Source organism: Ligilactobacillus cholophilus (assembly GCF_030389495.1).
Classification (GTDB): domain Bacteria; phylum Bacillota; class Bacilli; order Lactobacillales; family Lactobacillaceae; genus Ligilactobacillus; species Ligilactobacillus cholophilus.
In genome coordinates this window covers 1,549,049-1,570,300 of sequence record NZ_CP127832.1, presented here as the reverse complement: position 1 = coordinate 1,570,300, position 21,252 = coordinate 1,549,049, and the positions used below count along the sequence as shown (strand labels likewise).

Sequence of the window (21,252 nt, the reverse complement as noted above, 5' to 3'; positions counted from 1 at the left end):
TTTCTTTATTTTTAAACAAAAAAAGCACGACAAATGTCGTGCTTTTTCAAAGATTAGTTAGAACGAATACCTAATTTCTTCTTTAATACGTAACGAATTCCAAATCCAGCAGCTGCTAAAATGAAGTCTACAATTGGATTCAATGGTTGGTTGATTTGACTTGGAATACGTGCAATCAATGCAAATGCTAAGAACCAAACGGCAAGTAACATCAAGAATGCACCAATTCCGCGTAAAATACGGTGCTTAGCTTTACGATCTCCCATAACTTTATAGAATCCAGCTAAACCTAAACCAGCAATAATAGCTGTTGAGAAGAGTGTGATCCAACCAGCATCAGCTGATGGTGTCTTTGAAAATAGACCTAAAATACCGTACATTGCACAGAACATTGCAAACATCAAAAGTCCATTATCTAAAGCCATTTCCCAGAATTTAGGTGGTTGTTGTGCTTTCATCTTCTTAGGCCCATTAATAATATCATCTGCTTTTTTAGAAACTGGACCATATAACTTGACCGCTGTCATCCCTTGCTTTTGCTTTACTTTTAATTCTTCATAAACTTCATGTAAAGCTGTTGCACGCTTTTCAGGATCATAACCTAAATCTGTTAAAGCTTTTGTAAGCTTAATCATGTATTCTGCATTTCGCTTAGTTAAATCTGAAAAGTGATTATTGATTTCAATAATTTTTTCTTGGCGTTCTTTTTCACGAACTTCTGCTTGTTTGCGTGCTGCCGCTTGATTTTTTTGACGAATATCTTCTGACACTGTATTAAATTCCCTTCTATATTCAGATTGCGTAGTTAAATATTATTTTAGACATTAAATCTAAATTCGATAATATCGCCGTCTTGAACCACATAATCTTTACCTTCAAGACGCATCTTACCTGCTTCTTTTACAGCTTGCATACTACCATATTTATCCAAATCATCAAATGAAACTGTTTCAGCGCGAATAAATCCACGTTCAAAATCAGAGTGAATGATTCCCGCAACTTTTGGTGCTTTCATACCACGCTTGAATGTCCAAGCACGTGTTTCTTTGCCCCCAGCTGTGAAGAATGTTTCTAATCCTAATAACTTGTATGAAGCACGAATCAAACGATTTAAACCAGGTTCGTCAACGCCTTCCATTTCAAGGAATTCTTTCTTTTCTTCTTCATCCATTTCAGCAATTTCTTCTTCTGTACCAGCAGCAACGCCGATTACTTCTGAACCAGGATCATTTTCAGCTAAGTATTCTTTGATTTGTGGCATGTACTTGTTTGCATCAGGATCTGCCATGTCATCTTCAGCAATGTTAGCAACGTATAACACTGGCTTAGATGTTAATAAGAATAATCCTTTAACGATTTTTTGTTCTTCATCATTAAATTCGATTGAACGAACTGGCTTGCCTTCTTCTAAGACTGGTTTGATTTTTTGAAGAACAGCAAATTCTGCTTGAGCTTCTTTATCACGACCTGTTTTAGCTACTTTTTCAACACGAGTATAGCGTTTGTTGATTGAATCCAAGTCAGCTAAAACTAATTCTAAGTTGATTGTATTGATATCATCAATTGGATCAACCTTACCAGAAACGTGAGTGATGTTATCATCATCAAAAGCACGGACTACGTGAACAATTGCATCTACTTGGCGAATATTTTCAAGGAACTTGTTTCCTAAACCTTCACCCTTACTTGCACCCTTTACGATTCCAGCAATATCAGTAAATTCAAATGTAGTATGTACGATTTTCTTTGCAGGAATAATTTCATCGATACGTGCTAAACGTTTATCTGGAACTTCAACCATTCCAACGTTAGGATCGATTGTAGCAAAGGGGTAGTTTGCCATTTCAGCACCCGCTTTGGTAATTGCATTAAATAATGTTGACTTACCAACGTTAGGTAAACCAACGATTCCGGCTGTTAAGGCCATTGAGAACACTTCTTTCTAGTTGTTTGCTTTAATTAAAATTTTCTTGAGTTTGCGTTCAAATTCACGCCGTGGCATCATCACTAAATGATTGCAGTTTGTGCATTCAATTTTAATATCCATGCCCATTCGTATTATCTTCCATTGATTAGCACCACAAGGATGAGCCTTTTTCATTTCTACAATATCATTTAAATCATAGTCTTTCATTAAGTTCACCTCATCGGACAAATTATAATTCAATGTTTAATACATCTAAAATACGGTTAAAGTCCTCTGTTGAAAGATAACTGATTTCAATCTTACCCTTACCAGTTTTTTCGTTGGCTTTAATCGCCACTTTAGTTCCAAACTTCTCTTGTAATTGAGTTTGGCTTTCAAGCAAGTATGGTGATAATTTTTTCTTTTTATCTTTTTTGATTTTCTTCTTGCCGTTCATTTCATTAACAATTTGTTCCAATTGACGCACTGTTAAATTCTCTTTGACTGTTCTTTTAGCTAAATCAACGAGCTTATCTTTATCTTTTAAAGCTAATAAAGTCCGTGCTTGTCCCATTGAAAGTTGTCCATTTTGAAGCATACTTTTAACTTCAGTAGGCAAGTCTAATAAACGCAAGTAATTAGCAATATATGGACGTGATTTACCTAATCGTTCTGATAATTCAGATTGAGTGATCTTTAAGTTTTCCATTAAAGTACTGTATGCTTGAGCTTCTTCTAATGGACTTAAATCTTCACGTTGGAGGTTTTCCAAGACTGCAATTTCCATCATTTGTTCATCATCGATAGCACGTACAATTGCTGGAATCTTGTCTTGATTAGCCATTTTAGAAGCTCTAAAACGACGTTCACCGGCGATAATTTCGTATCCCATTACACTTGATTTCCGCACAATGATTGGTTGGAAAACACCATTTTTACGAATTGATTCTGCTAAATCATGAAGATTTTCTTCATCAAATGTCTTACGTGGTTGGTATGGATTAGGACGAATTTCACTTAATTGTAATTCTTCAACTTTTTCGTCAATTTCTTTTTCTTCAGTAAAATCACTAAAGAGCGCGTTAATACCGCGTCCGAGTCCTTTCTTATTCGCCATGAGCTGCTAGAACCTCCTTTGCTAATGCCATGTATTCTTTAGCTCCACGAGATGCTGGATCATAGTCGATAATTGACATACCATGACTTGGAGCTTCTGATAAACGTACATTTCTTGGGATAATTGTTTGGTAAACCTTGTCCTTGAAGAAACGTTTAACTTCTTCAACAACTTCATTTCCTAAATTAGTCCGTGCATCAAGCATTGTTAAAAGTACCCCTTCAATCTTCAAGTTTGGATTGAAGTGCTTTTGAACTAATTGAATTGTGTTTAATAATTGGCTTAAACCTTCCAAAGCGTAGTATTCACTTTGAACAGGAATTAAAATTGCATCACAAGTTGTGAATGCATTGATTGTCAACATTCCTAATGAAGGAGGACAATCAATTAAAATATAGTCATAACTATCACGAATTGGTAAAACTGCATCCGCTAAACGCTTTTCACGTGCCATTTGTGAAGTTAATTCAATTTCAGCCCCTGATAATTGAATTGTTGCGGGTACAATGTCTAAATTTTCACGTGATGTATGAATAATTACGTCTGTAATAGGTGTTTCATTGACTAAAACATCGTATACATCCGCTTTAATATCGGCTTTGCGAATTCCCAAACCGCTAGTTGCATTTCCTTGGGCATCGGCATCAATCAATAATACTTTTTTACCTAATTTAGCTAAACAAGCGCCCAAGTTAATGCTGGTAGTTGTTTTACCAACACCACCCTTTTGGTTAGCAAGCGCAATAATCCGCCCCATTCTAATCACTCCTTAATTACTTTCTCTTATTCAATGGGATTTCAATAATAATCTTTTGAACGTCGTCGGTTGTTTCTTCTTCAACATTAACCTTAATACCTGTATCTTTGACCATTTTAACTGATTGTTTGATTGTATTAACGGCTAACCTCACATCCTTAGAAACACCCTTAATCTTAGGCTTCTTAGGTTTCATCCGTGGAACGATCAAGCGATTAACTTTCTTTTCGGTTTCTTTAACTGATAAATGTTGATTTAAAATCTCTTTTAAAACTTGTTTTTGTTGTTCTTCATTTAAACGCACTAAAGCCCGCCCATGCCGTTCTGAAATTTTACGATCAAGCAAGGCTTGTTGTACAGGTTGTGATAACTTTAATAAACGTAATTTGTTAGCGATAAATGACTGACTTTTACCTAATTGTTCTGCTAATTCAGCTTGAGTTAAACGATTTAACTCTAACAATTGTTGGTAGGCTTGAGCTTCTTCAATTGCAGTTAACTCTTCACGTTGAAGGTTTTCGATCACTGCCATTGAAGCTGACTCATTGTCAGACATAGTTTTAACGATTGCAGGAACTTCACTCCAACCTAAATATTTAATTGCTCTGAAACGACGTTCACCGGCAATAATCTCATATTTATTTTCTTCGTATTCACGTAAGACGATTGGTTGTAATAAGCCATGTTCCTTAATTGTTTCTGCTAACTCAGTAATTTTTTGCTGGCTGAAAACTTGACGCGGTTGAAAACGGTTAGGAATAATTTGCTTAATCTCGATCTTTTCAACTTGTGTCTCAGGATGATCTTCTGTTGATTTAACACTTTGTTTTTTCTTGTTCCAAAAGAATGCCATAAAGTTTCCTTCCTTTTCACGTCTATTTAATTGGATTCCGATTAGGAGTTCCTGCTTTGCGCGGATATTGCTTTGGCGTTGCCTTAACTTTTTCAATGACGACTAAATGTCGTTCATCATGAGTAATTGGTAATGCAGTTTCTTCATCCGCAATTAACTTCCCACCTAAAGCTTGAATGGCTTTAGTAGCATCCCCTAATTCTTCCTTAGTTTTTTGTGCTTTTAACGCAATAAACTTTCCACCGATTTTAACTAATGGCAGACATAATTCAGTCAGTACTGTCATTCTGGCAACGGCTCGTGCAGTTACATAATCAAAACTTTCGCGGAACTTGCTCTTTTTACCAGCAAATTCTTCTGCACGAGCATGATGTAATGATACATCTTGTAAGTCTAAACGACTAACGAGTTCTTCTAAAAACTTAATTCGTTTATTTAAAGAATCAACAATCGTTACTTTGATTTGTGGAAAAACAATTTTCATTGGAATCGAAGGGAAACCTGCACCAGCACCGACATCACATAAAGTTACGTCATTGCGTAATTCCTGTAATTCAATTACTGGTAGCAATGAATCATAAAAGTGTTTTAGATACACATCTTTTTTAGCTGTGATTGCTGTAAGATTTACATATTGGTTGGCTTGAACAAGGAATTCATAATAAGTCTCGAACTGTTGCATCTGTTGATCAGTAAGTTCAATTCCATGTTCCATTAATGCCTGTTTAAATTCTTCTGGTGTCATGGTATTTCCTTTCATTTTCTCGTGAAACATTGAAGTTTTTTAGTGTTTCACACTACACATAAGTGTAATTTATTTATGCGTTAAAAGCAAGGTGCAAATCAAATCAATTAAGGCATTTTAACAATTTATAATTACTCATATATATGGTAGAAATAATTTAATTTTTACTGATATTTCACTTTAGGCTTTTTTCATCAATGTTATACTTATATAGTAAGTTACAATTTTAAAATTAGAGAGGTTTTTTATTTTAATGAGTGATTATTTAAAAGAGCCCTGTGAGGATCAGTATCCGAAGGTAAATTTAAATATTGAGTTTGCTCCGCATAAAGTTATGCACATTATTGTTCCTGCTAAAAAGGGCAATCAAGTTAAATACAATCCATTAATTCTTTTTGTAACACAAAAAGCAAGAGTCAAGCAGGAAAATTACCACTTCCCTGCACTACTAACATTAGCGAGTCATGGATTTACGATTGCGATTTTGCCAACTAACCAATTAACTGGAATTGCACAAGAACAAGTTTGTCAAATAAAAACCGCATTACGTCACTTACTAATGCATGCATATAAATTTGATATTGATACAAATCGTTATTTTATTTGGGGAGAAGAACAAGGTGCTTTCTTGAGTAGCTTGTGTGTATTGACTGCCAACCAACAAGATTGGAATGCTGAAGATGCTCGGGTATTGCCATTACGATTCAAGGCTGGAATTGCATATGGATTACCTGATCCACAAGAATTAATTTTTCAAATTCCATCACATAAATGTGCTCCATTAATACTATTTAGTGGGTTGCAAGATGCACATACCAATGTCGATGAAACAGAAGAATTTATTGCTCAAATGGAAGCAAAAGAACATGAGGCTGAAAGCACGTTCTTAGAAGAAACAACTAACGGAACAGACGCTTTCTATACACCTTATATGTTAACGATATTAGAAAAAAAGCTACGCAAATACTTATAGCTACGCATTTCTATAATGTTTAAATTTTTTATTGACTTATAAAATTTAATAGCATATAATGTAAATACTGATGAAGGAACTTATGTGAGCCTCCATCTCCCCCTAGATTCAGCTCACATTCCTATACAAGTTCTATTCATCATCACTTACTCCTTTTTTCTCTGCGCTTTACATTATGTAATACGCAGAGTTTTTTTATACCCAAATTTCTTTTTATAAAAAAATTTAATTTTATCTTAATAGTAATCAACAAACGCCTTTCTATATCAAATCAACAATTAGGAAACAATTCTAAATAGTAATCCAAAATTAACACTCAAAACACGCTTGACAGGCAATCTGATGCCCTTTATCATCTAAAAAGTAATCATTACTAATATAATTTTTAAGGAGCATTCTTTTGCAAAAATATTTCAAAAAAATTATTTTTTTAATTGGCATTTGCTTGCTCGGAGTTACGCTTGCTGGCTGTAATCAATCAGCAACGAAACAGCATCAACAAAAGTTGACTAAAATCGATGTTGTTGCGACAACTAACTTTTATGGTCAGATTGCCCAAAAGGTTTTAGGTGATCATGGAAAAGTAACATCAATTATCGATAGTCCCAATGTTGATCCTCACGATTTTACTCCAACGGTTTCAACTGCCAAAACTGTTGCTAAGGCAAACTTAGTAATCTATAACGGTGTCGGTTATGACACATGGGTCAAACGTCTTCAAGGTACAAAATACCTTTCAGTTGCTAATGTCGTTCACGCTAAAGACGGCGACAACGAACACTTATGGTATGACCCTCAAAACATCGCCAAACTAACCGATGCATTAGTAACTCAATATAGTAAGATGTTGCCTCAATATCATGACGATTTTGTTCAAAACGCCAAAAAGTATAAGCAACAATTACAACAATTAGAGACTAAAATTCAACAAATCAAAAAGCTCAAACACAACAAAAAAGTTGCTGTTAGTGAACCTGCATTTGACTATGCATTAAAAGCAATGGGCTTTGAAATTATCGATGAACATTTTAGTATGGCTGTTGAAGAAGATTCTGATCCTTCATACACTGACATTGCCAAATTACAAAATGCGATTAAAAATCATGAAATTGCCTTCTTTGTTTTAAACAAGCAAAGTGAAAGTAAATTAGTAAATAATATCGCTAACCTCTGTAAACAAGAAAACACTCCGATTGTTAAAGTTACAGAAACAATGCCAAGTAACGTTTCCTACATTGAATGGTTTAACAGTGAACTTGATCAGATTTTAAAAATTGTACAACAATAAGGAGAAAACATGGATTCAATCTTAAAAGTCAATGGCTTGAGTATTCAATTCTCAGGTCGCACTCTATTTAAAGACTTAAACTTTGAAATTCCCCAAAATGCATTAACTTGCATCACGGGTGAAAACGGAGTGGGAAAATCAACTTTAGTTAAACACTTACTCCAAGATTTAGATCACAATTACACAATTCATACACATTTCGCAATCACACGCGATAAAGTTCAATATGTACCGCAATTGCGTAATATTGATGATGAATATCCTTTATGCATCCGCGATTTTGTTGCTTTAGGTTTTAAGCATCGCATTTTGCCTTGGAACTCGAAAGCAATGAACGCTAAATTAGATGCTATTTTAAAGGATACAAAATTAGACGAAATTCAAAATCAACCATTAGGCCGAGCTTCTGGTGGGGAAAAACAACGTGCTTATCTTGCTCAAGCACTTTGCTCTAACCCTGAACTATTGATTCTTGATGAAGCAACTGCGAGCTTAGATCGGACTGCAAAGCATTTTCTATTGAAGCTTTTGAAGAAAATCATGGCAAAACGCAACTTAACAGTCCTATTTATCACTCACGATGCAGAATTAATCGATCAATACGCAGATTATGAATTACACTTGGCTAATCAAACTGCTTTGATGGCCAAGAAAGGAGAGGCTTAAATGTTTGACTATGCATTCATGCGCTATGCATTTACCGCTGGTATTTTCATTGCTTTAATTTGTAGTGTAATGGGAGTTTTCGTCATTGCACGCCAAACTTCCTTCTTTACTCATACGCTTTCTGAAATTGGATTTTCCGGAGCAAGTTTTGGTGTTTGGTTAGGAATTTCCCCCTTAGCTGGAATGTTACTTTTCACTTGTTGTAGCGCCCTTTTCATTGGTTTATCAGGTGAAAAAGTTTCTCGGCGAGAATCTTCAATTTCAGTTTTCTCTGGCTTATTCTTAGGTTTAGGGGTTCTTTTCCTTTCACTATCAAATAAGCAGGCAAACTACGCCACAAGTATTTTATTCGGAAGTATCGTCGGAATTGACGCTACTAATTTACGTGATCTTGTTTGTTTAAGTATCTTCTTATTGATTTTGATTTTCTTCACCTTCCGCAAGTTAGCATATAGTTCTTTCGATGCTCAAGGTGCTGAATACAATCAAAACTTCAATAAGTTGATTTCAATTTTATTCTTAGTAATGCTTGCATTAACTGTAAGTATCACTGCACAAATTATTGGGGCATTGTTGATTTTCGTATTATTAACAATTCCTGCATCCGCTGCTAAATACTATGTTCATTCATTGTGGAAAATGATTGGATTAACATTCATTTTTGCACTAACTGGAATTTGGCTAGGATTAACATTAAGCTACCTTACAGATTGGCCAGTCAGTTTCTTCATTACAGTAATTGAATCATTGATTTACGGTAGTGCAATTTTGAAACAACGGATTGCTGAAAGACATAAATAAAAAAAGCCGAGACATGTCTCGGCTTTTTAAATAGCTAATTTTAATTATTTTTAATGGCGTCCATTTTGATTTTTGAAACAGCCCTCAAAATTACAAACATCACTAATGATTCAATTGGCCATGAAATGATTTCCTTAGGCATCCGCACTGCTAATAATGCCATAAATGTTGTATGGTGTGCTGATGTCATACTTAATATGTAAAGCCATAAAGTTGTGAAAATCACATTTGAAACTAGAATTTGAACAAATTCATATATAAACATCCGTTGCCATGTGATTTTTTGTTGGTATAAGAACATACCAGCAATTACACCAGTGAAGAATGCTGAGAAAGTAAAACCTGGGAAAAAGACGCTTCCTGAACTGAAAATAGTATGAGAAACGATGTCTTCCAATACAAGTAATACCCCACCGAGCCATGGCCCTAGTAAGTAACCAATAAGCCCAGTTCCGATGAAGCCTAAACCGACTTTCAAGACGGTTGGATCACCGATTGACAACTTGCCCAAAATGATTTGTAAGGCAAGTAATAACGCTGAAACAGTAACAGTCCGAATATTTAATTTCGGACTTTTCCATGATAATTTGGACATAAAAAAACCTCCCGTGTACACAAGGGAAGGATTGCACGCGCCATATTATTTGGTGAATGCGGTTATCATGCGCACCTGACGGCTTCAACCAAAGTTCACATTCCGTTCCAATGGCCCTTAACGTATGATAACCTACCCCCTGTTGTGGATAATTATAGCATAATATTGGCAAATAAAAAGAGGTAATTTGTTATTCAAATTATCTCTTGCATAAATAAATATTTTATTGGGCTTTTTGTAAATCTTTGGTACTGTGATGTACCCATGTAAGATTGACTGCAACCAATGCAGCTGTGGATAAAAATACTCCGCCATATCCAAAAGCACCAGAAACAGTTGAACCAATCAAGGGGCCAAAAATATTCCCCATAAATTGGGCGGATTGGTTATAACTGAAAATTCTGCCTGAATATTGATGAGGTGAGTATTTAGCAAGCAATGTTTGTACTTGTGGTAATAATGCTGCGTCTGATATTCCAACTAAAAAGCGTAAAAATGCTAATTGCCAAACATTATTCACAAAGGCCTGTGGAATATAAACAAGCATTGCGAAAACTAAGCCCCCCATCAAAATCTTTTGAGTGCCGATTTTATCTCCCCATGTTCCAAATAAAGGAGCAGCAATTAAAGTTGCAATTCCGGGAAGAGCTGCAACAATTCCACTCATCATATCAACGTTATGTCCACCATGTAGGAGTTCTTGAACATACAAACTGATTACTGGGGAAATTGAATTATTTCCAGCTTGAATAATCAAAGTTGTAATAAACATTCCCACAATCACATGTGGATATTGTAATTGAGCAATCAATTTATGATATGGCAAAGTTTTTTCTTTTGGTACTGGTTTGAAATTATCTTCACGTACGAAAAATAACGTCAATAAAAAGACCGTAACGTAGGCAAAACCTGTCATAAAGAACGTAACGCGATAACCAAATGCACTGGCAATCACACCACCAAATAATGGCCCTAGTAACATTCCAGCAGTTGTCCCTGTGGATAAAGTACTCAAGGCTTTTCCACTATGTTTGCTTGGAACTTGTGAAGCAATCAATGCTGAAGTGTTAGCAACGAAACCAGCAAAGAACCCTTGAAGTAACCGTAGCAATGCCAATTGCCAGACAGCCGTTACCGTTCCCATGGAGGTCATCATGACACCCATACCGGCGGCAGAAATCAACATGACTCTTTTTCTTCCATAACGATCAGCGAATTTTCCCCAGATCGGTGCCATCCATGAAGAAACAAGAAAGGTTGCAGAGAAAACAATCCCACTCCAAAGATTTAACTGCATCCGATTAAAATGTCCCAACGTTTTAATATAAAGCGACATAAATGGCATGATCAATTGAAATCCCATTCCAATGATAAAATTACCAAACCATAATACGTGTAAATTGCGCTTCCATTCAGGTATTTTGGCCGTCATCCTTTCATCCCCTAACTAATTGTAAGTAAAAGCATAACTACCTATTATACGCTCATTTACAGATAATTCTAGCGTTTAGTTTAATGCATTTTGAACTTCTTTTTTAAGTGCGGGAAGAACATCATCAGCAAACCATGGATTATTATGCATCCAAAGTTGATTTCGTGGTGAAGGATGCACTAACGGAAAATATGTAGGCAAATAATCTTGGTATTGATGAACGACATCAGTTAACTTAGCAGAACTTTTTAGTTGGAGATAATGTTTAACTGAATAACTGCCAACTAACATTGTTAATTTAACTTTAGGCATAAGTTCTAATAATTGTGGATGCCATTTGTCCGCAAAGCCTTTTCGTGGTGGAAGATCACCAGACTTACCTTTGCCTGGAAAATAAAAATCCATTGGTAAAACGGCGATTTTGCCTGAATTATAGAATTCATCCCAACTAATTCCCATCCATTCACGCAACCGATCGCCACTTTTATCATTCCAAACCATCATTCTTTCTTGAGCAACTCTCCCAGGTGCTTGACCAACAATTACGATTTGTGCATTTTCGTTTGCAGCGAATAATGGATCGATTCCTGCCTGTGTATAAGTCAGGTTCATTTCGTCTTGCTTAATATCATTAATAATTTTTTTAAATTTAGAATTCATAATCTCACCCCACTAATATAATCATACAACTATAACTTTTTTCTTTTAAAAGCAAAGATTTTAAGCAATGTAACAAAAATGTAATGTATGAATATTTTATGAAAATGGGCTCCTTATTGATATCAAAGGGCTGACGACCTTCAATTAAATTCTTAAGATTTTGGAAGATATTTGACGAGCCATATAAAGAACTTTACAATAAAATATAGGTATATTTTGTTATGTTATTGAATAAATTATGATCTTTTGAATAAACTTTTTCGATTTTTTATTCAGAAGTTCGATTTGTTCTACAGACGTTATAATTTATAGGAGTGAATTTATTTGAAAAACACAGCAAAAAAAGTTGTTGCAGGTACTTTAGGTGCTGCAGGATTATTCTTAGCATCTACAGCAGCTGCTAACGCTGATACAGTTCATCATGTTGCCAAAAACGACACAGTTTGGGCTTTATCAAACAAATATGGAGTATCAATCAAGTCAATCGAACAATTGAACAACATTGACCCTAACACAAACATGATCTATGTTGGTCAAGATTTGAAGATTTCTAACAATGATTCAAAGGCTTCAAATAATAACAACAAGGATACACATTCATACGTTGTTAAGTCTGGTGACTCATTGTGGGCAATCGCTCGTCAATACAACACAACAGTTGACCACTTACGTGAATTAAACGGCTTATCATCAAGCACAATCTACGTAGGTCAATCATTAAAATTAGATGGTCAAGCAGTTGCTAAGACAACTACTACAAAGACTACAACTACAACACAAAAAGCTAGCTCATCAGTTGCTTCAAATGCTTCAAGCCAACAAGCTACAGTTAAGAACTCATCAGCTGTATCATCAAGCTCAGTAAGTCAAGCACCAGTTGCTTCTTCATCATCAGCTTCATCAGTTGTAAGTTCTTCATCAAGTTCAGAAGCTTCAAGCGTAGCATCATCATCAGTTGCTAGCTCAAGTTCAAGTGTTGCTTCATCTTCATCAAGTGAAGTTTCAAGCTCACAACAAGCAGTAATCGCTGCTAACCACACAACATACACAGTACAAAGTGGTGATTCATTATATACAATCGCTCAAGCATACGGTGTATCAGTTGAATCATTACGTGAAGCTAACCCTTCAGTAAGTACTGCATTAATCGCAGGTCAAAAGTTGATCATCAACAACCCAACTAAAGACCCTGTTGCAGAAGCTTCATCAAAGGCAGCCGCAGCTGAATCAAGTCGCCAAGCTTCAATTGCAAGTAGCCAAGCAGCTGAATCAAGCCGTCAAGCTTCAATTGCAAGTAGCCAAGCACAAGCTTCATCAATCGCTGCAGCACAACAAGCTCAACAAACACAACAAGCTTCATCAACACAACAAACAACAAACAACAATACATCAAATAATACAGCTACAAGCCAATCAACTACACAACAAGCAAGTTCTGCTTCAACAAGCAAGACTGGTAACGGTAGTACAGTAGTTGAATTTGCACAATCATTAATTGGTACACCTTACGTATACGGTGGAACAACTCCAAATGGTTTTGACTGCTCAGGCTTCGTACAATACGTATACAGCCACTTTGGTGTAAGTTTACCTCGTACAACTACACAACAAGAAAACTGTGGTACACAAATCTCAGTTTCAGAAGCACAACCTGGTGACTTATACTTCTGGGGTTCAAAAGGTTCTACATACCACGTAGCAATTGCTATTGGTAATGGTCAATACATTGCTGCTCCAGAACCAGGCCAATCAGTTTCTGTTGGTAGCATCAAGTACTTCCAACCATCATTCGCAGTTAGATTATAATTTGATGCATTAAATTATAATGAAATTTAAAAAGCATGAAATCATCGTGAGATTTCATGCTTTTTCTTATGCACAAAAATAACCTCCCCTATCAACTAGAGGAGGTTATTTTTAAATACTGCAAATGATAAAACCATTTTCAGCTAATTTTTCATCTTCACGAATCAAGTTTTGTTGAAGTAATAATTTAGCATTCTTTGGTAGAACAACTTTGATGCTGCCATAGCCAAAGTTAAATAAACAGAATAACTTCTTACCTTCATAATTACGTGTAAAGGCAAAGTAACGATGTTTGTTGCTACTTTGACCCCAATCAAGATCACCATTGTTCAAAATTTCGGCATAATCATGACGCAGAGCAATTAAATCTTGCATGAATAAGAACATTTCAGTTGATTGTTGTTCTTTATCCCAGAGCATTGGAGCACAGTTTTCAGGATATTGATCACCTGTCATCCCTACTTCCGTTCCATACATAATTGATGGAATTCCCTTTTGCAAGAAAGTAAAGGCCATAATTGCACGTGCCAAATCTTCGTTACCGATACATTGGCTTAATAAACGTGGTGTATCAAAGTTATCTAGTTCATTGATCAAGTTTTGGTTAGTTGTGGTTGTATTTTGCATCATTTGATCATTCAATTGTGAAATCATATCAGTAACACGAATTTCACGGTCAATGAAGAAATCTTTAATAATGCGATTAAATGGACTGTTATTAGCACTATCAATGAAATCACGTGACAAATCACCATATGGGAAATATTGATAACGTCCGAGAACTAAGAAATCAGCCTTAATCCCATGCATTTGTTTGGTGAATAAGTTCAAGAATGTTGGGTTGATTTCATCTGCATTTAGAACTTCCCAACCATCAATATCAAAAGTCTCTACCCAATAACGAGCAGTTGCTGAAAGATATTGTTGGACAGTTGGATTTTGTAAGTTCAATTTTGGCATGTGGATATTACCATCAACATTCAAATAGCCTTTTTCAGGATCTTGTCCCTTATCTGGGAGTGTAACTGGAAATTGGCGTACTTTGAACCAACTTGCAAAGCGTGATTGAGGACCAAATCTAAGTACATCTTGCCATTGTAAAGATGCATCACTTAAACGATCGAGTGGGATTTGAACCATCACTTTAATCCCATAAGAATGAGCTTTTTGAACTAATTCACGGAATTTTTCTTTTGATCCAAATAAGTAACTAATGTCATAGAAATCTACTGGATCATTTTTAAAGTTAGAATATGAAGCAAAAATTGGGGATAACTTGATTCCGTTAATTCCTAATTCAGAAATATAACCTAACTTGTCAATAATTCCTTGAAGATCTCCGCCATAGAAATTAGTTGTTGTGGATTTGTCCAAATCCCAACGTGCCTTATCTTTAGGATCTAGGGCTTCATTTCCATCAGCGAACCGATCAATCATAATTTGATACCAGACGGTGTTTTCTGCCCATTTTGGTGTAGTTACTGGGAGAAACATGTTTTGGTAGTATGGGGTGAAGAATGGCGTTGCACTTTGTAAAAAGTCAGCCATGTAGATTCGAACATTAACGGCATCATACAACAACTCACCATCATGATCACCAATTAAATGGAAAACATATTGAGTTCGTTGGCGAACCTTGACTGGAATGATTGCTTCCCAGTAGTCATATAATTCAGTTTTGAAAACTCGTTTCATTCCTTCTACACTAGGACGTTCTAAATCGAAATTATCGATTGTATCATCATTACGTTGTTGATTGATACGATTGAAATTACCATAAATAACTTCAACTTGAGCCACATCATTGTGCTTCGTTTTTAACCGAATTTTGAATTGATTCTTACCAGCTAAATAGGCCATTTCACTTTCTGGTCGATGGTAAATTGCTGATTTTTCCATGTTTAAGCCTCACTTTTACTTAATTATTTTTAGATTTGTGGGTTGGATTGCTTTGATATTTGGATGATTTTCTAAATAGGCAATCAATAATCTTGGTACTTCTGTTTCGTTCTGCTTGATAATCTTATCTGCACTGAAGCAATCGTAATTACCGCCACCAACACCACGATATTGATTCATTGTAACTTTAAGTTCATCAGTATCTTGAACATCTTTGTCATGATATTTGAGTTCAACGACTCGCTTACCCTTTGGTTGAGTTAAATCGAAAGTATAATCGATTCCAGAATAAAAATCATAATTATATAATTGCATCTTAGGGTATGAGAAGTCTTTTGAAACTGTCAAACTACCATCAGGTTGGAGTTCAAAGAAACTGGCACAACGTTCAAGGGCGTTGCGTAAATCTTTACCAGTAATAGCTTCAGTTACCAATGTATTAGGATAAACATAACTGTTCATCACATTGCGAATTGTAACGTCATGTCCTAATCCGGTAACTTCATTATTAAATAAAGCTGTTGCTGCGATATCTGTTCCCATCGCGTCCATTTCAACTTGGTTAACAAACTCTAAATAAGGATGACCATGTAACCGTGCTTCCATTGGATCGTGAATTTCCATATCACCATCAATTGTAGCGATACGTTGATCAAGCCAATCTTGAACATCATGATTCCAATCATATGTTAAGGCGTTCATCCACATTTCATCGCCGGCGTCTGCTACATCAAGCAATTCAGCAGATGAATCCACAACCTTTTTATTATCATCTAAAGTTAATGTGATGCAGCCAACTTTTTCACCACGGAAACCAGGTTGAGTAGTTGGAATCCCATTAACTTTGGCTGCAATTTGACGGTGTTGGTGACCTGTAACAAAAGCATCAATACCTGGAACTTCAGTAATAATTTGATAACCTTCGTTTTCTCCAGTTAATGCTTCGGTAGGTTCACCAGTTTGTAAATCACGTTCAAAACCACCATGATAGGCAACAATTACGACATCAGCTTGTTTGCGGAGTTCTGGAACGTACTTAGCAGCAGCTTCAAAGGCTGGTTCAAATTTCCATCCTTCAATATGCTTAGGTTGCTCCCAATGTGGAATGTATTGAGTGGTTAACCCAAGGACGGCGATTTTAATATTATTTTTTTCGATAATTTTATATGGAGCGTCAATAATGTGACTTGCTGGGTCTTCTTGCATATTGGCGTTCAAAATAGGATACGTGCGATCTGCCAAAGTTGGATTTAAATAATCAGGGCCATAGTTAAATTCATGATTCCCTAAAATTCCGACATCGGCTTGGAGATGATTGACCATGCGTACAAGATCTAGGTTGTAATGCTTTTCATCACGTGTTTGATATGCATAGTCAGTCATTGGAGAACCTTCAACGAAGTCTCCATCTTCAATGTAAATGGCAATATCCCCATCTTTTTCTGCCTGACGTTGTACATCTTCAATTACTGAAGCTGCTTTTAAATAGCCCAATGCGTGATGATCATCCCGAGTACTAAAATTAGTTGGATAAATGTATCCATGAACATCACTCGTTGATAAAATTTTAATCTTCATATTGACACCCCTATCTTAAAACTTTAACACAAAATAATTGTACCTTTTCTTCTATGTAAAAATAAAGCAATTACGCAAAAATTTCTATAATCCTATAAAATAAATTATAAAAAGGCGAAATCTTATAATTTAGAGCGGTTTTACGAATATTAAAATCTTAAAAAAGCTAATTAAAGCCTTTCTGATTATTCAAAAAAACATTGTTGACAACATATACGCTGAAAGATGTTCGGAATATAAAAAAATCAGGCACTAACTGCCTGATTAAATTGCTTAAAATTTGATTGACTATTTAGGGCTAAAAGCGTACCCTATCGTCATAGGATATTTTTATATTACTTCAAATCATATCCTATAACTAACTTACTTACACCTTAGGCTATGTCGTTGATGAGGAACGACATAGCCTTTTTGTGTTATTAATTATATTTTAGCTAAAAAATATTAAATTTCAAGTTTATATCGATTTATATTTATATAATTTTATTTTCTTAAATTATTAAGATAATCTCTTATTTATTCAAATGAATTCTTCAATATCTCCAATAATTCTTCTTGTGGTTCAGTTAATTGATGATTTCGCCGATAGGCAATTGCCATATTGAACACAGGAAAATCTTCTGCATCAACCTCAATCGTATGTAATTGATTATCTGCCTTAGTAACTGCAATTTCAGTTAACAAACCAATTCCAAGATTCTCAGATACTAATTTCTTCAAAATATTAATATTATCAGTTTGCACAATGATTTCTGGTCTGAAATGTCCTAAATGCCCCATTTGTTTCAATGCTTCATTATGAATATAACTTTCATTCTGTGCAATAAACTTTTGGTTCTTTAACTCCGCTAGTGTTACTTTCTTACGTTGATACCATGGATGTTGATCGCCTACAATAATCCGCAATGGAGACTGTGCAAAATTTTCAGTAATTAATTCTTTATCTTCAATTTTTTGAATTGAACCTAATACTGCAATATCTAAATCACCATTCAAAAGCATCTTTCGACAAATATTCGAACCCTTACTAATAATCGTCAACTGACTTAATAAATCATCACGTAATAATTGTGGTGTTGCTAGTGGAAAATAATATGTCCCAATAATTGGTGGTAATCCAAATAAAATTTTATGTTGCTTAGCATGCTCAATATCTTTGCTTGCGAGTTCTAATTCGCTAATAACCGTTTTAGAATGTTCATAGAATTGTTTACCTGCTTCAGTAACGATCAATTCTTTATGCGCTTGATTACGAATAAAAAATTTAGTTTGATATTCTTTTTCTAAACGACGAATCGCCATTGTAATCGTTGGTTGTGAGACGTTAAATTTTTGTGCAACGAGCGAAAAATTTTTAACTTCAACCAATGTATTGAAATATTCTAAATCTCTAATATTCATTTTAAACACCTATATTATCAAATTTATCGTTCTCATATAAACAATATTTATAGTATAGCACTGATTTGACTATAAATATCACTAGCTTTTAAACTTTAAATATAATTATTAAAAATAGAGAGGCGTAAAGATTATGATAAATGGATTAGACATGTTAAGAGATCCTTTTTTAAATAAAGGAACAGCTTTTACAAAAGAAGAACGTGAAAAGTACAACTTAGTTGGAACTTTACCAATTAATATTCAAACAATTGAAGAACAAGCAAAAGAAACTTATGATCATTATCAAGCTAAACCAAATAATTTTGAAAAACGCCAATTCTTAATGGAACTTTTCAATACTAACCGGACATTATTCTACTACTTAATGGATCAACACTTAGTAGAATTCATGCCTGTTGTATATGATCCAGTGATTGCTGACTCAATTGAAAACTACAGTCACGTATTCGTGCAACCACAAGATGCTGCATTTATCTCAATTGATGCTCAAGATGATATTGAAGCTACATTGAAGAATGCTGCTAACGGTCGCGACATTAAATTAATCGTTGTAACTGATGCTGAAGCTATTTTAGGTATCGGTGACTGGGGTACTCAAGGTGTTGACATCTCAATCGGTAAATTAATGGTTTATACAGCTGCATCAGGTATCGATCCTAAGAATGTTTTAGCTGTATCATTAGATGCTGGTACTAACAACGAAGAATTATTAAATGACCCATTGTACTTAGGAAACCACCACGAACGTGTTTATGGTGATGAATACTTCGCAATGGTTGATAAATTTGTTGCTACAAGTCGCAAGTTATTCCCAGAAGTCTTGATTCACTTTGAAGACTTTGGTCGAACAAACGCTGACGTTATCTTAGAAAAATACCAAGATGAAATTCCTGTATTCAACGATGATATTCAAGGTACTGGAATTATCTGCTTAGCTGCTGTGCTTGGTGCTTTAAACATCTCAAAAGAAAAATTAACAGACCAAGTCTTCTTAACATTTGGTGCTGGTACTGCTGGTTGCGGAATTGCCAACATGATGTGTGATGAACTTGTACGTAATGGTTTATCACGTGAAGAAGCTAAGAAGCACTTCTACCTAGTTGACAAACAAGGATTATTATTCGAAGATACAGAGGGTTTGACACAAGCTCAAAAACCATTTGTACGTAAACGTAGTGAATTTGAAAATGCTGATGAATTAACTGATCTTGAAACAATTGTAAAAACAATTCACCCAACAGTTATGATTGGTACTTCAAAACAACCAGGTGCATTTACTGAAACAATCGTGAAGGAAATGGCTGCACATACAGAACGTCCAATTATCTTCCCAATTTCAAATCCAACAAAATTATTGGAAGCAAAAGCTGAAGATATTATCAAGTGGACAGATGGTAAGGCCTTAGTTGCAACTGGTATTCCATCAGCACCTGTTGAATACAATGGTGTAACATATACAATTGGACAAGCCAACAACGCTTTAGTTTACCCTGGGGTTGGTTTCGGTTCAATCGCAGCTAAAGCTAAGATTGTTAACGAAAAAATGTTAGCTGCTGCTGCTCACGCATTAGGTGGAATCGTTGACGCTAGTGAACCTGGTGCTGCTGTTCTTCCTCCAGTTGCTAAATTAACAGAATTCACTCAAACAGTAGCTGAAACAGTTGCTCAAAGTGCAATTGACCAAGGTTTATCTCCTGTATCAGACGCTCACAAAGCTGTTACTGATATGAAATGGGAACCAAAATATTAAGATATTAACGAAATAAGGAGCATATAGGATGGATACATTTTTAACTTCAGTTTCAAGTGTTATCGTGATTGTTTTAATCATGGCACTTGGTTTCATTTTACGTAAGTTTGGTTGGTTCAGCGATTCATTTGCTGGTAACATTTCAAACTTAATCACAAAAATCGCTTTACCTGCATCAATTTTTGTTTCTGTACAAGAACATTTAACACGTGATAGTTTACGTAGTCTTGGTGAAGGTTTAATTTTCCCTGCTTTAGGGGTTATTATTGGCTACTTGATTGCATATTTAGTTGTTAAAGTGCTTAAAGTATGTCCAGGTCGTCGTGGAATCTTAATGAACGCGATCGTTAACGCCAATACAATCTTTATTGGAATGCCACTTAACAACGCTTTATTCGGTGCAAAGGCAATGCCTTACTTCTTGATTTACTACTTGATTAACACTGTTTCAACATGGGCATTTGGAATTTTCTTAATTTACAATGATGACCCTACTGTTGATAAAGCTAACAAGCAAAAGCGTAAATTAAACTGGCAAAAATTATTACCAATGCCATTAGTTGGTTTTGTGGTTGCTATTATTTGGTTATTACTTGGTTTACCAAACGATCAACCAAGTTTTGCTTTCCAAGCATTAAGCTATGTTGGTAACTTAGTAACTCCATTATCATTGATTTACATTGGGATTGTTTTATGCGATGCTGGTTTGAACAACTTCAAATTCGACCGTGATTCAGTATTAGCATTGATGGGACGTTTTGTATTATCACCAGTTGTATTGATCTTATTGATCAAATTTGGTGCTCCAATCTTACACTTTGATTTACCACACTTAATGCAACAAACATTAGTGGTACAATCAGCAACACCAATGCTTGCAGTATTACCTATTTTAGCTGATGAAGCACATGGTGATGTTAAATATGCAACCAATATTGTTGTAATGAGTACGGTATTATTTATCGTAGTTGTTCCAATTTTAATGGGAATCTTGCAATTTATTTAATTTGATAGATAACAAA

The 21,252-nt window shown here is 35.2% G+C and carries 20 protein-coding genes and 1 riboswitch; of the genes, 7 read left to right on the top strand and 13 right to left on the bottom strand.

The annotated features are described in order from the left end of the window. Positions 1-53: 53 nt before the first annotated feature. From QPK35_RS07975 to rsmG, 7 genes are read right to left on the bottom strand one after another with little or no spacing between them, the layout of a single operon-like run. Positions 54-770, bottom strand: coding sequence for a DUF1129 family protein (locus QPK35_RS07975; RefSeq protein WP_290033423.1), 717 nt, complete (start codon positions 768-770; stop codon positions 54-56). Between the two features lie 47 nt (positions 771-817). Beyond that, positions 818-1,927, bottom strand: coding sequence for a redox-regulated ATPase YchF (gene ychF / locus QPK35_RS07970; protein ID WP_290033422.1), 1,110 nt, complete (start codon positions 1,925-1,927; stop codon positions 818-820). Between the two features lie 15 nt (positions 1,928-1,942). Then, positions 1,943-2,134 (bottom strand): DUF951 domain-containing protein, encoded by a 192-nt coding sequence (locus tag QPK35_RS07965; RefSeq protein WP_290033421.1) that lies wholly within the window; start codon positions 2,132-2,134, stop codon positions 1,943-1,945. A gap of 22 nt (positions 2,135-2,156) precedes the next feature. Then, positions 2,157-3,023 (bottom strand): ParB/RepB/Spo0J family partition protein, encoded by an 867-nt coding sequence (locus QPK35_RS07960; RefSeq protein WP_290033420.1) that lies wholly within the window; start codon positions 3,021-3,023, stop codon positions 2,157-2,159. Then, the gene (locus QPK35_RS07955; protein WP_290033419.1) at positions 3,013-3,780 is read right to left on the bottom strand and encodes a ParA family protein; all 768 of its coding nucleotides are present in this window, start codon (positions 3,778-3,780) and stop codon (positions 3,013-3,015) included. Before QPK35_RS07955 ends, QPK35_RS07960 begins: the two co-directional genes overlap by 11 nt. Before the next feature lie 16 nt (positions 3,781-3,796). After that, the gene (noc, locus tag QPK35_RS07950) at positions 3,797-4,633 is read right to left on the bottom strand and encodes a nucleoid occlusion protein (RefSeq protein WP_290033418.1); all 837 of its coding nucleotides are present in this window, start codon (positions 4,631-4,633) and stop codon (positions 3,797-3,799) included. A gap of 22 nt (positions 4,634-4,655) precedes the next feature. Beyond that, the gene (rsmG, locus tag QPK35_RS07945; RefSeq protein ID WP_290033417.1) at positions 4,656-5,378 is read right to left on the bottom strand and encodes a 16S rRNA (guanine(527)-N(7))-methyltransferase RsmG; all 723 of its coding nucleotides are present in this window, start codon (positions 5,376-5,378) and stop codon (positions 4,656-4,658) included. 253 nt (positions 5,379-5,631) lie between these two features. On the opposite strand from rsmG, the gene QPK35_RS07940 reads away from it, so the two are divergent. The 4 genes from QPK35_RS07940 to QPK35_RS07925 all read left to right on the top strand — a co-directional run bounded on the left by QPK35_RS07940 (position 5,632) and on the right by QPK35_RS07925 (position 9,106). Beyond that, on the top strand, positions 5,632-6,351 hold the full coding sequence (locus tag QPK35_RS07940) for an alpha/beta hydrolase family protein (protein ID WP_290033416.1): 720 nt from the start codon (positions 5,632-5,634) through the stop codon (positions 6,349-6,351). Between the two features lie 400 nt (positions 6,352-6,751). Further along, a complete protein-coding gene (locus tag QPK35_RS07935; RefSeq protein ID WP_290033415.1) occupies positions 6,752-7,639 on the top strand; it encodes a metal ABC transporter solute-binding protein, Zn/Mn family in 888 nt (295 codons plus the stop codon). 9 nt (positions 7,640-7,648) lie between these two features. Continuing rightward, positions 7,649-8,305, top strand: a complete 657-nt coding sequence (locus QPK35_RS07930) for an ATP-binding cassette domain-containing protein (RefSeq protein WP_290033414.1) — start codon at positions 7,649-7,651, stop codon at positions 8,303-8,305. Further along, positions 8,306-9,106 carry a metal ABC transporter permease gene (locus QPK35_RS07925; RefSeq protein WP_290033413.1) on the top strand — a complete coding sequence of 267 codons (801 nt, stop codon included), beginning with the start codon at positions 8,306-8,308 and terminating at the stop codon, positions 9,104-9,106. A 40-nt stretch (positions 9,107-9,146) separates the two neighbouring features. Here QPK35_RS07925 and QPK35_RS07920 read toward each other — a convergent pair whose 3' ends face one another. The 3 genes from QPK35_RS07920 to QPK35_RS07910 all read right to left on the bottom strand — a co-directional run bounded on the left by QPK35_RS07920 (position 9,147) and on the right by QPK35_RS07910 (position 11,793). Continuing rightward, on the bottom strand, positions 9,147-9,701 hold the full coding sequence (locus QPK35_RS07920; RefSeq protein ID WP_290033412.1) for a folate family ECF transporter S component: 555 nt from the start codon (positions 9,699-9,701) through the stop codon (positions 9,147-9,149). A 48-nt stretch (positions 9,702-9,749) separates the two neighbouring features. Continuing rightward, positions 9,750-9,843: riboswitch (THF riboswitch) on the bottom strand. A gap of 81 nt (positions 9,844-9,924) precedes the next feature. Further along, positions 9,925-11,133 carry a multidrug efflux MFS transporter gene (locus QPK35_RS07915; protein WP_290033411.1) on the bottom strand — a complete coding sequence of 403 codons (1,209 nt, stop codon included), beginning with the start codon at positions 11,131-11,133 and terminating at the stop codon, positions 9,925-9,927. A 75-nt stretch (positions 11,134-11,208) separates the two neighbouring features. Then, positions 11,209-11,793, bottom strand: a complete 585-nt coding sequence (locus tag QPK35_RS07910) for a uracil-DNA glycosylase family protein (RefSeq protein ID WP_290033410.1) — start codon at positions 11,791-11,793, stop codon at positions 11,209-11,211. Between the two features lie 324 nt (positions 11,794-12,117). Here QPK35_RS07910 and QPK35_RS07905 point away from each other — a divergent pair, with 324 nt between their 5' ends. After that, complete coding sequence (locus tag QPK35_RS07905; RefSeq protein ID WP_290033409.1) at positions 12,118-13,599, top strand: C40 family peptidase; 1,482 nt, start codon at positions 12,118-12,120, stop codon at positions 13,597-13,599. Between the two features lie 111 nt (positions 13,600-13,710). Here QPK35_RS07905 and QPK35_RS07900 read toward each other — a convergent pair whose 3' ends face one another. The 3 genes from QPK35_RS07900 to QPK35_RS07890 form a co-directional block, all read right to left on the bottom strand. Continuing rightward, the gene (locus QPK35_RS07900) at positions 13,711-15,498 is read right to left on the bottom strand and encodes an alpha amylase N-terminal ig-like domain-containing protein (protein ID WP_290033408.1); all 1,788 of its coding nucleotides are present in this window, start codon (positions 15,496-15,498) and stop codon (positions 13,711-13,713) included. A gap of 15 nt (positions 15,499-15,513) precedes the next feature. After that, on the bottom strand, positions 15,514-17,076 hold the full coding sequence (locus tag QPK35_RS07895; protein WP_290033407.1) for a bifunctional metallophosphatase/5'-nucleotidase: 1,563 nt from the start codon (positions 17,074-17,076) through the stop codon (positions 15,514-15,516). 516 nt (positions 17,077-17,592) lie between these two features. Next, entirely contained in the window at positions 17,593-18,477 is an 885-nt protein-coding gene (locus QPK35_RS07890; RefSeq protein WP_290033406.1) for a LysR family transcriptional regulator, read from the bottom strand. 133 nt (positions 18,478-18,610) lie between these two features. On the opposite strand from QPK35_RS07890, the gene QPK35_RS07885 reads away from it, so the two are divergent. Together QPK35_RS07885 and QPK35_RS07880 are read left to right on the top strand one after the other, a co-directional pair. Then, positions 18,611-20,230, top strand: coding sequence for a malolactic enzyme (locus tag QPK35_RS07885; RefSeq protein ID WP_290033405.1), 1,620 nt, complete (start codon positions 18,611-18,613; stop codon positions 20,228-20,230). Positions 20,231-20,258: 28 nt separating this feature from the next. Next, positions 20,259-21,236, top strand: a complete 978-nt coding sequence (locus QPK35_RS07880) for an AEC family transporter (RefSeq protein ID WP_290033404.1) — start codon at positions 20,259-20,261, stop codon at positions 21,234-21,236. Positions 21,237-21,252 lie beyond the last annotated feature (16 nt).